At 35.2% G+C, this 13,678-nt stretch carries 14 protein-coding genes and 1 pseudogene; 10 read left to right on the top strand and 5 right to left on the bottom strand.

Going from position 1 to position 13,678, the window contains the following annotated elements:
• Positions 1–163: 163 nt before the first annotated feature.
• Positions 164–391, bottom strand: a complete 228-nt coding sequence (locus FLA105534_RS02170; RefSeq protein WP_089353750.1) for a CDGSH iron-sulfur domain-containing protein — start codon at positions 389–391, stop codon at positions 164–166.
• A gap of 567 nt (positions 392–958) precedes the next feature.
• On the opposite strand from FLA105534_RS02170, the gene metG reads away from it, so the two are divergent.
• The 10 genes from metG to FLA105534_RS02220 all read left to right on the top strand — a co-directional run bounded on the left by metG (position 959) and on the right by FLA105534_RS02220 (position 11,463).
• On the top strand, positions 959–3,016 hold the full coding sequence (gene metG / locus FLA105534_RS02175; protein WP_173964411.1) for a methionine--tRNA ligase: 2,058 nt from the start codon (positions 959–961) through the stop codon (positions 3,014–3,016).
• A 340-nt stretch (positions 3,017–3,356) separates the two neighbouring features.
• Positions 3,357–3,632, top strand: coding sequence for a hypothetical protein (locus FLA105534_RS02180; RefSeq protein WP_173964412.1), 276 nt, complete (start codon positions 3,357–3,359; stop codon positions 3,630–3,632).
• A gap of 103 nt (positions 3,633–3,735) precedes the next feature.
• On the top strand, positions 3,736–5,253 hold the full coding sequence (locus tag FLA105534_RS02185; RefSeq protein WP_173964413.1) for a hypothetical protein: 1,518 nt from the start codon (positions 3,736–3,738) through the stop codon (positions 5,251–5,253).
• Positions 5,254–5,326: 73 nt separating this feature from the next.
• On the top strand, positions 5,327–6,205 hold the full coding sequence (locus FLA105534_RS02190; RefSeq protein ID WP_173964414.1) for a DMT family transporter: 879 nt from the start codon (positions 5,327–5,329) through the stop codon (positions 6,203–6,205).
• A gap of 317 nt (positions 6,206–6,522) precedes the next feature.
• Positions 6,523–7,230 (top strand): HAD family hydrolase, encoded by a 708-nt coding sequence (locus FLA105534_RS02195; protein ID WP_173964415.1) that lies wholly within the window; start codon positions 6,523–6,525, stop codon positions 7,228–7,230.
• A complete protein-coding gene (locus FLA105534_RS02200; protein WP_173964416.1) occupies positions 7,230–7,859 on the top strand; it encodes a chloramphenicol acetyltransferase in 630 nt (209 codons plus the stop codon). The genes FLA105534_RS02195 and FLA105534_RS02200 overlap by 1 nt, the downstream gene beginning before the upstream one ends.
• A 49-nt stretch (positions 7,860–7,908) precedes the next feature.
• Positions 7,909–9,354, top strand: a complete 1,446-nt coding sequence (locus FLA105534_RS02205) for a hypothetical protein (RefSeq protein ID WP_173964417.1) — start codon at positions 7,909–7,911, stop codon at positions 9,352–9,354.
• Between the two features lie 94 nt (positions 9,355–9,448).
• On the top strand, positions 9,449–9,967 hold the full coding sequence (locus tag FLA105534_RS02210) for a ferritin (protein WP_173964418.1): 519 nt from the start codon (positions 9,449–9,451) through the stop codon (positions 9,965–9,967).
• Positions 9,968–10,049: 82 nt separating this feature from the next.
• A complete protein-coding gene (locus tag FLA105534_RS02215; protein ID WP_026984196.1) occupies positions 10,050–10,235 on the top strand; it encodes a hypothetical protein in 186 nt (61 codons plus the stop codon).
• Positions 10,236–10,770: 535 nt separating this feature from the next.
• Positions 10,771–11,463, top strand: a complete 693-nt coding sequence (locus FLA105534_RS02220; protein WP_173964419.1) for a DUF2461 domain-containing protein — start codon at positions 10,771–10,773, stop codon at positions 11,461–11,463.
• Positions 11,464–11,524: 61 nt separating this feature from the next.
• Here the strand turns inward: FLA105534_RS02220 and FLA105534_RS02225 are convergent.
• From FLA105534_RS02225 to FLA105534_RS02240, 4 genes and pseudogenes are all read right to left on the bottom strand, one after another.
• A pseudogene (locus FLA105534_RS02225) lies at positions 11,525–11,848 on the bottom strand (single-stranded DNA-binding protein); the annotation flags it as partial.
• 117 nt (positions 11,849–11,965) lie between these two features.
• Positions 11,966–12,139 (bottom strand): hypothetical protein, encoded by a 174-nt coding sequence (locus tag FLA105534_RS02230; protein ID WP_173964420.1) that lies wholly within the window; start codon positions 12,137–12,139, stop codon positions 11,966–11,968.
• Positions 12,140–12,415: 276 nt separating this feature from the next.
• Positions 12,416–12,871 carry a hypothetical protein gene (locus tag FLA105534_RS02235; protein WP_173964421.1) on the bottom strand — a complete coding sequence of 152 codons (456 nt, stop codon included), beginning with the start codon at positions 12,869–12,871 and terminating at the stop codon, positions 12,416–12,418.
• Between the two features lie 116 nt (positions 12,872–12,987).
• Positions 12,988–13,653 carry a recombinase family protein gene (locus FLA105534_RS02240; protein ID WP_173964422.1) on the bottom strand — a complete coding sequence of 222 codons (666 nt, stop codon included), beginning with the start codon at positions 13,651–13,653 and terminating at the stop codon, positions 12,988–12,990.
• Positions 13,654–13,678: the final 25 nt, after the last annotated feature.

Raw genomic sequence — 13,678 nt, forward strand, 5'->3', positions numbered from 1 at the left:
AGCCTATGTTGTAATCTCTCTGACTGCGTCGCTCTTTTTTAAATTCTGGATTATTCATAAATAAGTCAATTTTATGTCAACTTATTTCAGGACGAGACATTTAAAAACAAAAAAGCTGCATTCAAAATGCAGCTTTTTATATCTAAACCAGAAATAGAATCTCCTAATTCGTTTTCATTGGAGGTAAATCGAATGCGATTGACTCGTGTTCAAAATTATTACGGTGTCCGCCATCACAAAAAGGCTTATTTGCCGATAATCCACAACGGCAAAGACCCAATGCCGATCTTCCTTGTAGTCCGTAAACAGCTCCTTCAGAATCCATGATTTCGAAATCACCTTCTATTTTTATTGATCCATTTTTATTGATGATCAGTTTTGTCTTGCTCATAACTTGTCTTTGTTTTTTTTCAGCACAAAGGTTGCGAAATATATTTTGAAGATTTTAAACGATACGCTAGTTTAAACTGGTTCTATTTTATGGGTTATTGCACAAAGTTACTCGAAGGTTTTCGCAGAGATTCGCTAAGATTTTTTTTTTTGGATTGGGATAATCTCTCGAAGACGCAAAAACGCAAAGTTTAATTTATAGCTGATGATAAATGGTACTGTTGTCCTTTCGAGGAACGAGAAATCTTCGCAAGAAACTCCACAACAGTGCGCGCTCAACATGTGAGAATTTCTCGTTCCTCGAAATGACATAAAATGAGAAAAAAAAACTTTGCGACTCTGCGTCTTTGCGTAAAATAAAAATCTGCATCTATCAGCTTAAATCTATAAAATCTGCGTGAAATGAATTTATAAAAAAAACTTTGCGCCTCTGCGCCTTTGCGAGATTAAAATTTCACATTCCAACAAACAAAACTTCGCGAATCTCTGCGCTTTTTCTCTGCGAAACTCCGCGCAATAACAAAATCTCAATTCTATTGCTTATTTTTGCACTCAATAAAATTGAGTTATGATACAAAATCCAAAGAGATATACTATCACGGCAGCCTTACCTTACACCAACGGACCTATACATATTGGGCATTTGGCGGGGGTTTATGTGCCTGCAGATATATATTCGAGATATTTACGTTTGCAAGGAAAAGATGTTGCGTTCATTTGCGGAAGCGATGAACATGGTGTTGCAATTTCAATGAAAGCCAAAAAAGAAGGAGTTACGCCACAACAAGTTATTGATAAATACGACGGAGTAATCCGTAAATCATTCGCTGATTTCGGAATTTCGTTTGACAATTATTCCAGAACTTCGGCTAAAATTCACCATGATACGGCTTCGGAATTCTTTAGAACCTTGTATGATAAAGGCGATTTTATTGAAGAAATAACCGAACAATTGTACGATGCCAAAGCCAATCAGTTTTTGGCAGATCGTTTTGTGGTTGGAACCTGCCCGAAATGTGGTAATGAAGAAGCTTACGGAGATCAGTGCGAAAAATGCGGATCGACTTTAAATGCAACCGATTTAATTAACCCAAAATCGACAATTACCGGAGAAACTCCAATTTTAAAATCAACGAAACACTGGTTCTTACCGCTTGACCGATATACCGATTTCTTAACCGAATGGATTTTGGTTGGACATAAAAACGACTGGAAACCGAATGTTTACGGACAAGTAAAATCATGGGTTGACGGTGGACTTGAGCCTCGTGCGGTAACGCGTGACCTTGACTGGGGAATTGATGTTCCGGTTGAAGGTGCGGAAGGAAAAAAACTATACGTTTGGTTTGATGCTCCTATCGGATATATCTCTTCTACTAAAGAATGGGCTGCCCGTGAAGGAAAAGACTGGGAACCTTACTGGAAAGACGAAGACACCAAACTGGTTCATTTTATTGGGAAAGACAATATTGTTTTTCACTGTATCATTTTCCCGGCGATGCTTAAAGCCGAAGGAAGCTATATTTTACCGGACAACGTTCCTGCAAATGAGTTTTTGAATTTGGAAGGAAACAAACTTTCGACTTCTAAAAACTGGGCGGTTTGGTTGCACGAATATTTAGAAGAATTTCCGGAGAAACAAGACGTCTTGCGTTATGCATTAACGTCAAACGCACCAGAAACTAAAGACAATGATTTTACCTGGAAAGATTTCCAGGCAAGAAATAACAATGAACTAGTAGCGATTTTTGGAAACTTCATCAATCGTGTGGTCGTTTTAACCAATAAATATTACGACGGATTTATTCCGAAACCGAATGATTTCAACGAAGTTGATGAAGCGGCTTTAGCAGAATTAAAAGCCTACCCGGCTGTTATTTCAAGTTCGGTAGAGCGTTACAGATTCCGTGAAGCTTTAGGCGAATTGATGAATGTGGCTCGTTTAGGAAATAAATATTTAGCCGACGAAGAGCCTTGGAAAGTAATGAAAGACAATCCGGAGCGTGTAAAAACTCAAATGTATGTAGCGCTTCAAATTGCTGCTGCGTTGAGCATTTTGGCAGAACCATTCTTACCTTTTACTGCTGCAAAATTATCCAGAATCCTGAAAAACGAAGGCAAACTAAAATGGAATGATGTTGCTGAAAATTCAGAATTGATTCCGGAAGGCCACCAAATAGGTGAAGCCGAGTTACTTTTTGCAAAAATAGAAGACGAAGAAATTCAAAAACAAATAGACAAATTGGAAGCTACAAAAACCGCTAACCTTGCCGAAAGCAAGCAACCTGAACCACAAAAAGAACTCATTCAATTCGAAGATTTCGCTAAAATGGATATCCGTGTTGGAACTATTTTGGAAGCAGAAAAAATGCCAAAAGCCAACAAACTTTTGGTACTGAAAGTAGATACAGGAATTGACGTTCGTACAATCGTTTCAGGAATTGCAGAAAGCTTTTCTCCGGAAGAAATCATCGGAAAACGTGTTTCGGTTTTAGCCAACTTAGCGCCAAGAGCACTACGCGGTGTAGAAAGCCAAGGAATGATCCTGATGACTACAAATGCCGAAGGAAAACTGGTTTTCATCAATCCGGATGCTGATGCTCCAAATGGTGAAACGGTAAACTAATTATTTTAATTAGAAAATGTGGCAATTTGATAATGCGATAATTTTCTAAATTTATAAACCCGACAGCTTTTAGAACCTGTCGGGTTTGCTATAAAAAACGGTAAACTAAAATTCCCTGGATACTATTTGTACGTAATTTAATACGTTTTAACAGTTTCAATTGGCTTTTATTTGTAAGTTTGTCTTGCAAAAATACTTCAGAAGTAATTCTGAACTTTATTAAAAGTTAACAATAAGCGAACCCTCGCCATGATGGCCCTATGGAAACTCGGGAAATCTATCCTTCTGGGGTATTTTTGCACATCTAAAGCGGGGGTTTCGTGCGTTTAATATTTTCGATATGCAAAGAGAAAATCAAAAACCAACAGAAAAAGATGTAATGACATCTGTGGCACAATTTCTTTCCTTCCTTTGGATGGAAGGAGAATTTAGAGAACAACCAGAACAATTGTCCGAAATTTTCGAGGCCATTCTGGTAACTGAGACTGGCGACGATCAGGATCTGCGAACAAAAATGATGAACTGCATCAAAACCAGTAAGATGTTAGCGAAAGCGCTTGAACCATTTTCTGACCTGCAAATTAAAGAAGCTTGCAGTAAAATTTTGAATGCTTAACACTCTCTTAAACGCGTGAAATTGGTAATCGATTCACGCGTTTCTTTTTTGATGTATTATTTGAGAAAAAAGTAAGATCTTAGCAAAAAATAACTCCTTGATCATGCTAAAAAAAATACTTTTGACATTCCTGCTTTTAAATAGTTTACCTTCTTTTTCTCAAGATATTGTAAAAGAATTTGATTTAAAATTAGAAGAAAAAAGAGATTTTTTTCAGGTAGTCAATGAAGATAAAAAAGAAGTGATTCTGTTTTTAAATGATAAGGAAAAAACTAACGCTCTAAGATTTGATGAAAAATTCAATATTATAGATTCTTTAACTATTGTAAGACCAGAAAAAAAATACGAGAGCATTATTGGTTATAGTCAAAAGGATAATAATTGTTTTGTTTTCTGGGCATCGAAAGACAGAAAAGAAATTAGTTCACAATATATCAATTTTACAACTGGAAAAACTGAAAATAAGGAAATTGCTTTAGAACTAAAAAAGGAAAAAATAGTTCAAGAACTTACTATCAACAACAAGTTTTACCTTATTACAATAATAAAAAACACAAGTACTTTAAAATTTTATATATCTGACGATAATGGAAATCTAAACGAAAAAACCGTAGACTTGTCGCATTTAGAATTCAAGAACATATTTGATCATCCCGAGAATTTATATACTGTTCTAACGGATGAATCTTCAGAACCTTGCTTTCAAACTATAGCCAATGACAGTCCTCCGTCATTAGCATTAAGCTCTAAAAGATACAAAATTTACACCTATAATCCAGAGGAGATTATCTTCACTATTGATAATACTACACATGCTACACAAGTTTTAAGAATTAATCTTCAGGATTTTACACCAAATCTTATATCTATTAAGCAACAAAAAATAACTAAAGGCGAATATGGTGCAATAACATTTAGATCAAATTCTTTTTTGATTGACAACAAAATTCTTCAAATAAAAACCAATGCTTTTGTTTTGTTTTTTACAATTAGTGATTTAAATGGTAACATTCTTAAAGAATATAAAGTCTTGCATGATCAGGAAATTGATTTTAAAAATTCTGATTTCCTCCAGCAAAAGAACAGCTTTTTTTGGCGAAAGAACGATATTTTTTCCAGCACAAAACCTATTAAAAATTCAGAACAATTTCTTAGAAGAATTAAAGACGCGCCTAGTGTATCGTGCTATAATTTGAATGGAATTTATTATACCGCTATTGGAAGTTCAGAAGATATAACTCAAGGTTCTGTTGGAATATCAATGAATCAAAATTTAATGAGTACGGGCGGAATGGGAATGAATGGAACTACAATGATACCTTTTAATTCAGGAAGAAGTTATACCGTAACGAATTTAATTTCCTATAAAAACAAAGCCGTAGTTTATACGAATTGTATATTTGATTCTACTTTTAATCATCTTGATCGTGAGATGAAAATCTCCGCTTTTGACAAAGCTAGAATTTTCCTAGAAGAGAACGAAGAAATTAAAAAAACGGTATCAATATTTTCTAAAACTCTATACAAAGATTTAATACTTTTTAAGTTCAAAAATAGTTTATATCTAGGAAGTTATAATAAAAACAATAAAAAATACCAGATTTTTAGTTTCTCTGAATAATTATAGACACATATTTGGTCCAATTAAAATCTGAGCTTTCAAATCAACAATTTGAATAGCAAACTAAAATAATATGAAAATCACCAAACCAAGACTAGCCCTGATCTGTGGAATACTTTGTATTTCGATTTTTCCAATATTGGTTAAACTGAAACTGGCGCCGGGACTAATTTCGGCTTTTTACAGAATGTTTTTTGCTGTGATTTTGCTTTTGCCCTATGTAATAATCACCAAAAGTTTTAAACTTCCAAAAACGAAGCCTTTGCTTCTGGCGGTACTTTGCGGTGTTTTATTCTCTTCAGATGTTGCCGTTTGGAATATTGCTATTCAGGATTCGAGTGCTACGCAGGCTTCTTTACTGACCAATTTATCACCGCTTTGGGTTGGAATTGGTTCTTTTTTCTTTCTTAAAATACGACCAGCCACCAATTTCTGGATCGGAACCGTGGTTTCCCTATTCGGAATGATCACTTTGGTAGGCTTTAGCTTTTTTATGGATTTAAATTTTGATCAGGCCTTTTTGTTTGCCGTTTTATCGGGTATTCTTTATTCGATTTATCTTTTGGTAAGCAAAAAAGCACTTTCAGAAATCGATGTTTTATCTTTTATGACTATCAGCTTACTGGCATCGAGTATTTATTTAGGAATTCTATGTTATGCCCTGGATCAGCCTTTTACCGGTTTCTCTGATACGGGTTGGTTTGTATTGGTACTTCAGGCTGTAATTTGCCAATTGTGTGCATGGCTTTCTATCAGTTACGCCACGCAACACATGCGCGCTACAAGGGTTTCGTTAAGTTTATTAAGTCAGGCCGTAATTACTTCGATATTAGCTTGGTTGTTTTTGGAAGAACAAATAACTTTACAAATGGTTTTCGGCGGAATCATTTTACTCTTCGGAATTAGAATTACGTTCTATGATAAGACGATTTCATTAAAAAAACTTTTCTGAGTCATTGGCTCGCGGATGACGCTGATTTTACAGATTTTCGCAGATTATTTATTCATCTGAATCATTAAATTCGTGAATTCGTAATAAAAAGGTTTCACGCAGATTTAGCAGATCCGGCAGATTATTTTAGAAGCTTTGAGATCATTCTAATCTGTGGCAAGAAAATTCGTGAATTCGTGGCTAAAAAATATTCTCGCAGATTTAGCAGATCTGGCAGATTTTTTTTAAATCTTTGAAATCATTCTAATCTGTGGCAATAAAATTCGTGAATTCGTGGCAAAAAAACCTGAAACAAAAAAACCTGAAACAAAAACATTATGTTACATAAAAACAAAATACCCAACTTAAAAGTAATCGCATTTGATGCCGATGACACTTTATTTGTAAACGAACCTTACTTTCAGGAAACAGAACATAAATTCTGTGCTTTGATGGAAGATTACCTTTCTCATCAGGGGATTTCGCAGGAATTGTTCAAAATCGAAATCGAGAATTTATCTTTATACGGTTACGGAATCAAAGGTTATATTTTATCGATGATTGAAGCAGCCATAAACATTTCGAACAAAACCATTCCGATTGAGGTTATCGAAAAAATCATCCAATACGGAAAAGAATTACTCGAAAAACCTATCGAACTGCTGGACGGAGTCGAAGAAACGCTAAAAACGCTGCACGGAAAATACAAATTGGTTGTGGCTACCAAAGGTGATCTGAAAGACCAGCACAGCAAGTTACACCGTTCGGGATTGGGACATTATTTTCATCATATCGAAGTAATGTCAGACAAACAGGAAATTGATTACACAAAATTACTAGGACGTTTAGACATTCAGGCAGATGAATTTCTGATGATCGGAAACTCACTAAAATCGGATGTTTTACCTGTTTTAGGAATTGGCGGTTATGCGGTACACATTCCGTTTCACACTACTTGGGAGCACGAAAAAATCAATCACAAAATAGAGCATGCGCATTTTAGTTCTTTCGAAAAAATCACTGAAATCCTTCAGAACTTACTGTAATGAAAACACTTTTAGACTTAGAAAACTGGAATAGAAAAGAGCATTTTGCACATTTCATTCAAATGGAAGAACCCTTTTTTGGCGCCACCGTCGAAATTGATTGCACCCAAGCCTATGAAACTGCAAAAAGTCTCCAGTCCTCCTTTTTCATTTATTATTTGCACAAGACACTCGCTGCTGTAAATGCAATTGAGAATTTTAAATACCGTATTTCCGGAGATCAGATCTACGTTAACGATCGCATCGATGCCTCGGCCACTATTGGGCGTGAAGACGGCACTTTTGGATTCTCTTTTATAGAATACAATTCTGATTTTAAAGTTTTCCAGAAAACAGCTTTAGAAGAAATCGAACGCATTCAAAACACCACAGGTCTTTTTACAAGATCCTTTGAAAATGATAATTTAATTCACTTCTCGGCTATTCCGTGGTTGAATTTCACTTCACTTTCACATGCCCGTAGTTTCACCTTTCCGGACAGTTGTCCAAAGATTTCTTTCGGAAAAATGATAACTTCCCCAACCGGAAAAAGAACCATCGCAATGTCTGTTCACGTACATCATGCCTTAATGGACGGATTGCACATGGGACAGTTTGTTGATTATTTTCAGGAACTAATGAACCAATAACTCCAAAATAAAGGTTTAAATTTGGAATGATTTTTGTCGATAAAAGCACATGAAAAAACTACTCCTTTTCTTGTTACTAACCTATCAGTCAGCGCTGTTGAGTCAAACCATTTTGGCTTCGTATCCGTTAGATTTAAAAAGGTACGATCAGAACAATAACATCTTGAATGTCGAAAACAAGACAACAAATGATGTATTTGTTTTTGTTACAAACACTCAGAATCTTACCATTTTAAGATACAATAGTGCTTTGTTTCTAAAAGATGAATTTACTTTATCGCGCACCAATCTTGAAAACAGATCCATCATTGGCTATAGTTTCAGTGAAGACGGGAATCCAAGTCTTTATTGGGCTTCCGAAGATTCTTCGGATATTTTGGTTGTTAAGTATTATTTAGAAACCAAAACATATAAGATTTTAAAATTTCAATATCCTTCTTCGAGTGAATACATCGTTGCCAAATTCCAAAGCAATAACCAATTCTATCTGCTTTCCAAAGATGTTTCACAAAATACTTTGACGGCTTACGTTTTTAAAAATGGAATGGTAGAAGAACGCATATTTGACTTCTCTACTTTTACTTTTCAAAATAGAAAAACCCAGCCCTTGTCTTTTAGCCAGATTATTAGAGAAAATCCAATTATAAAAATCGATCCCGACGACTATACTCCTTTAGACAAAGCTTCTAAAAAAAGCAAAATCTATATCGAGAACAATCATTTTATCCTGGCATTTGACCATAATCCAAAAGAAACACAGCTTTTTGATTTGAATTTGGACAATCAGGATGTTATTGAAAAGAAAATTACACAGTCTGAAACTAAGACGCCTAGAAAAATAAGTAATTCTTTCTATTATGAAAAGAAACTTTATCAAATCAATGCCAACGAAGATGAACTATTGCTTGACATTAAGAATTACGATTCGGGAGAACTTATAAAAAACATCCGAATAACAAAAGAAGACACTATTCGTTTTAAAACGTCTCCTTTGTTTGTTCAGCAAGGCGGTGAACGTAAGCCTCGGGAGTTAAAAAACACCAAGAGATTTCTACAGCATTTGTCTGCTTTAGAAATCGGTTTATCCGTTTATGAAAACGGAACAAGCACTTCTATGACTCTGGGAGGAACACCACGCGTTGGCGGCGCTTATTATACCGTGATGAATGATACTTTTACGTGGGACTATCTGCCGGTTGTAAACGACGAAACCGTATTTTTTGAAACTGCTTTAGACCAAAAATCTGAGTTCACTAGTAAAGATCCGGCACCAATGGCACTTGACAATTTGTATTATTATTTAAATACAAATAAAAAAGCAACCTTAGGAAATGTTTTGAAGTTTAGCGACTATTACATTTTAGGCTATTACGATACTGCCTCAAAACAATACACGATGCGTAAATTTACCGATGGATTTCCGGACGATCAGATGCAAAACCCAATCATAGACAAAGCTACTTTCTCGAAACCCTTTTCTTTTGAAAAACCTTAAATTAATTGAGAATTAATCCAAATGTCTGATGTTTTCGGGTTTGCAAAAAAGGGAATGGATTATTTTTTCTAACTTTACATAAAAGACACATATTATGTTATCAAAAAATATTGAAACAGCTTTAAACAAGCAAATCCGCATAGAGGCAGAATCTTCGCAAACCTACCTTTCTATGGCTTGTTGGGCTGAAGTACATGGACTTGAAGGAATTGCTCAATTTATGTACACACAGTCAGACGAAGAGCGCGCACACATGCTAAAATTAATAAAGTATGTAAACGAACGCGGAGGTCACGCGCAGATTACCGATCTAAAAGCGCCTAAAACATCTTATTCTACGTTTAAAGAAATGTTTGAAACTCTTTACAACCATGAGATTTTTGTTTCAGAATCTATCAACGAATTGGTACACATTACTTTTTTAGAAAAAGATTATGCAACACATAATTTCTTACAATGGTACGTATCTGAACAAATCGAAGAGGAAGCTACAGCTAAATCGATCTTGGATAAAATTAACTTAATTGGAGATGACAAAGGCGGACTTTACTTGTTCGACCGTGATATTCAACAATTAACGGTTACAAGCTCGATCGCTATCAACCCAAAATAAAAAAAGTTAAAGTTTATTTAGAATATATAAAAATAACATTTTTCTCTTATATTTGTCTCTGTTTTTATAATACAGAGGAAAATTGAGCAAGAAAGAAAAAGACAAGGACAAAAAAAAGGATAAGAAGAAAAAGAAGAATAAAGCTATCCTTGAGAACATTAAGAAGTTGGAAAACTGTAAATCTTCTTGTTGTGAAAAATACAAAAAAAGCGAAAAGAAACGTTGCTCACGTTGTCCTATGTTTGATTTATTCAAAAAAACTGCTTAACGATTATATACAAACCCACCATTTGGTGGGTTTTTTAATTTTGGGAATATTGCTCTGAAAGAGCTTTAGCAATAGAATGGTGCGCAGCACTATGAGTAACGATAACGAATATCGGTTACGCCCTGAAAGGGCAGAAGCTTATGCACAAAAGTTGGATTTATATCATTTTGAATTATACTTTATAAAAGAGCGGTTGATTCTTTATTGAAACTTATAATGTATAGTTTGCTTTTGCCCTTTCAGGGCAATTCTGCACCTTAACCTAATTCATAGTGCTGCGCAAGATGCTGTTGCTTTTAGGGCTTTCAGCCCTTTTTTTCCCAACTTTTGAGATTGATCCCAAAACAATAGAACACGCATGAAACGAATTCGCATCATCTGTATTACAATGCGGAAGAAAATCTTAACTTTTACTATTGACTCGCACATTCCTTAAATCTTTATGTAACTTTGTTGATATCCGTTTTTACTACTACGGTTAAAACGAATTTCCCTATTTTTAATATAGATCCTCAAAAAAGACGCGGCATTACTTATGGAAAACCAAATTACGATACCCAAATCCAGTCTGGATTTTCTGACTCAGGTTAAAGAAAACAATAACAAACCCTGGTTTGATTTACATAAGCCAAAGTACCTAATCGAATTAAATCATATTGAAACCTTTGCAGGGGTTTTGCTTCAGGAGCTTTCTAAAACAGATGTTCTTGAAACGACTTCAGGCAAAAAAAGTGTGTACCGAATCTATCGCGACATTCGCTTTTCTAAAGACAAAACTCCTTTTAAAACCTTTTGGGGAGGCAGTTACACCAGAGCAACAAAAGAAAGACGTGGTGGTTATTATTATCATCTCGAAAAGGGAAACAGTTTTCTTGCCGGTGGTTTCTGGGGACCAAACGCTGCAGATCTAAAACGCATCAGAGCCGAATTTGATCACGACCCTCAAACCATGCAGAAAATAGTGCAGTCAGAATCTTTTGTCAGCAATTTTGGTACTTTGCAGGGAGAACAGCTCAAAACAGCCCCCAAAGGATATGATATAAACCATGAAGCTATTGACTTACTTCGTTACAAACAGTTTCTCGTTATCAAACGTTTTACCGACGAAGAGGTATTAAGCCCTCATTTTCTTGAACAAGCTCTCGAAACGTTCAAAAACATGAGACCCTTTTTTGATTATATGAGTGAAATCTTAACAACAGATATTAATGGTGCTTCTATTTTATAAAACACAAACCGGACAGGTTTTTAAAACTTGTCCGGTTTAGATTACTCCCGATCAATACTATTTACTTCAACAGTAAAATTTCAGTGACAACCACTTCGGTAATAAACTTTTTTTCTCCGTTTTTATCGTCATAACTTCTGTGAGTTAGTTTGCCTTCAACCGCCACTTCTTTTCCTTTCACTACAAACTTTTCGATAATTTCAGCCGTTTTGCCCCAGGCCGTAACGCGATGCCATTCGGTTTGCTCGACTTTCTCCCCCTTGTCATTTGTGTACTTTTCGTTGGTAGCGATACTCAAATACGCTAGTTTTCTTCCATTTTCTAATGTTTTAATTTCCGGATCATTTCCTACGTGTCCAATTAACTGTACTCTGTTTTTAAGTGCAACAAATCATATAACATACTGTTTTACTACAGTTTAATTAATTAAATAAACACATGGTCGCTAATTAAGTCGCTAAATTAAAAATAATCCAAAAAAAATCGCCAATTGGCGATTTTCCTACAACCAAACCCTATCCAGTTGTATAGGGTTGTAACGCTTTCTATTCGTTACGTTTTGTTTGCCAGCTTTCATGGGTTTAATCAATCCAGCTTTCTCGTATTTTCGGAATGTTGTACTACCTATTTTCAGGTACTCAATAGCCTCAATACGGGTTAATAGATTAGTTACCATTAACAGCGTTGTATTACCGTACTCTATCCTAACAATGCCAGTACCAGCCTTAACCTTGTATGACCCTCCACAAAACCCTTAGGCATGTTAAAGTCATAGCCGTTTAGTATATTGATACAAAGGTACAAATAATAACCAAAATATACAAATTGAAACTATTCAGTTGAGGTATTTAAGAGAGAGTGATTGACCTATCGAAGGAAAGCAGTAGTAGGCTAGTGTTAACCGTGTTTTACACTTGCACCCCCAGGAGTAAATACGGGTACGACCTGTACGTCAAAGGATACTTATTCGTTGCATAAGGTCAATGATTTTGTACCTTTCGTGTGCTATTTGCTCGCTAATTTGGTCGGGTCTTGGTGGTCGCACATCTGCCATGGTTTTACTTATGCTTAATCTATCCACACTACGAGAACTCATAGGAGCATGAAATGTTTTTATTTTGGTATCATCTACCCTTTTTTGATGAGCTAAAGAGTTCTTTACAAATGTTAGCATATTAATCTCATCGTATAGCTTCTTTTTATCGTTATAGTTCTCATCATTTTTAGGATTATCATAAAATGATACTACCTTTTGAGCTTGTCCTTTTGTTATAAATTCTTTACCGTAGTACCCTAACATTTCGTTTAATCCTGTGTTTTGATTCGTGGTCTTTTTGCTTTCTCTTTCTATTATTTTTTTTATTGATTGCAATAGGGTAGAAGTAAGTTTAAACATAACTTGTTCCATAAAAATATTTTTTATTCTGTGTTCATGCACCACATCGTAGGGAGCATGTTATATATTCCATCTGTAAATAGTGGACTCAATTTTTATACGTGTAAGCTATACAAATATAGTGGCTACTAAGCCCCTACTTTTATATGATTCAAAGCCCTCTTGTATAGTCTTTCAACCGTCCCAACTTTGAACTCACACCCTTGTGCAGTCTTGTAACCATCTGCATTTAATTCTTTGGCTATTGCATCGTAAGTGTAGCCTTTTTCATTTCGTAACCTAACCACAATTTTTGTGGCTTTTTGGTTAATCTTTTCAAACTTAATTTTGTTAGCTTCTCTTCCTTTCTGTTGCGCTTCATGTGTGAAATTTTCGGGTTTACCTAGCACCACACCTTTTGTTTTTAAGTAGCCTAAAGCCTTTTTTGTATTAATGCTTACTTTTTCCGCATAGTCCTGATTCATTAACGACATAAATCCTATAGTTAGTTTATTTGCGTTTGGACAATCCAAAGCCAAAAATTCCACATTGCTATCTGCTAAAGCCATTGTAAAACTTGCTGAACGACTCAAACGGTCTAGCCTTGTGATTAGAAGCGTTGCCTTTATTTTTTTACAATGTGCTAATGCTTTTAACAATTCCATTCTTTGATTATTTCTACCGCTCTCTATTTCGCTATAATGAGCTATTATACTATCACTATCGCTAAGCCACTTATAGGCGGATTGTGTTTGTTCATTGATTGATATATTCTGAGTTCCAGTAGAGCATCTAGTGTATAGTACAAATTCCATATCCTTATCGTTTGTTTTGACAAAT

It is taken from the genome of Flavobacterium collinsii (genome assembly GCF_902804485.1).
Taxonomy (GTDB): Bacteria; Bacteroidota; Bacteroidia; order Flavobacteriales; family Flavobacteriaceae; genus Flavobacterium; species Flavobacterium collinsii.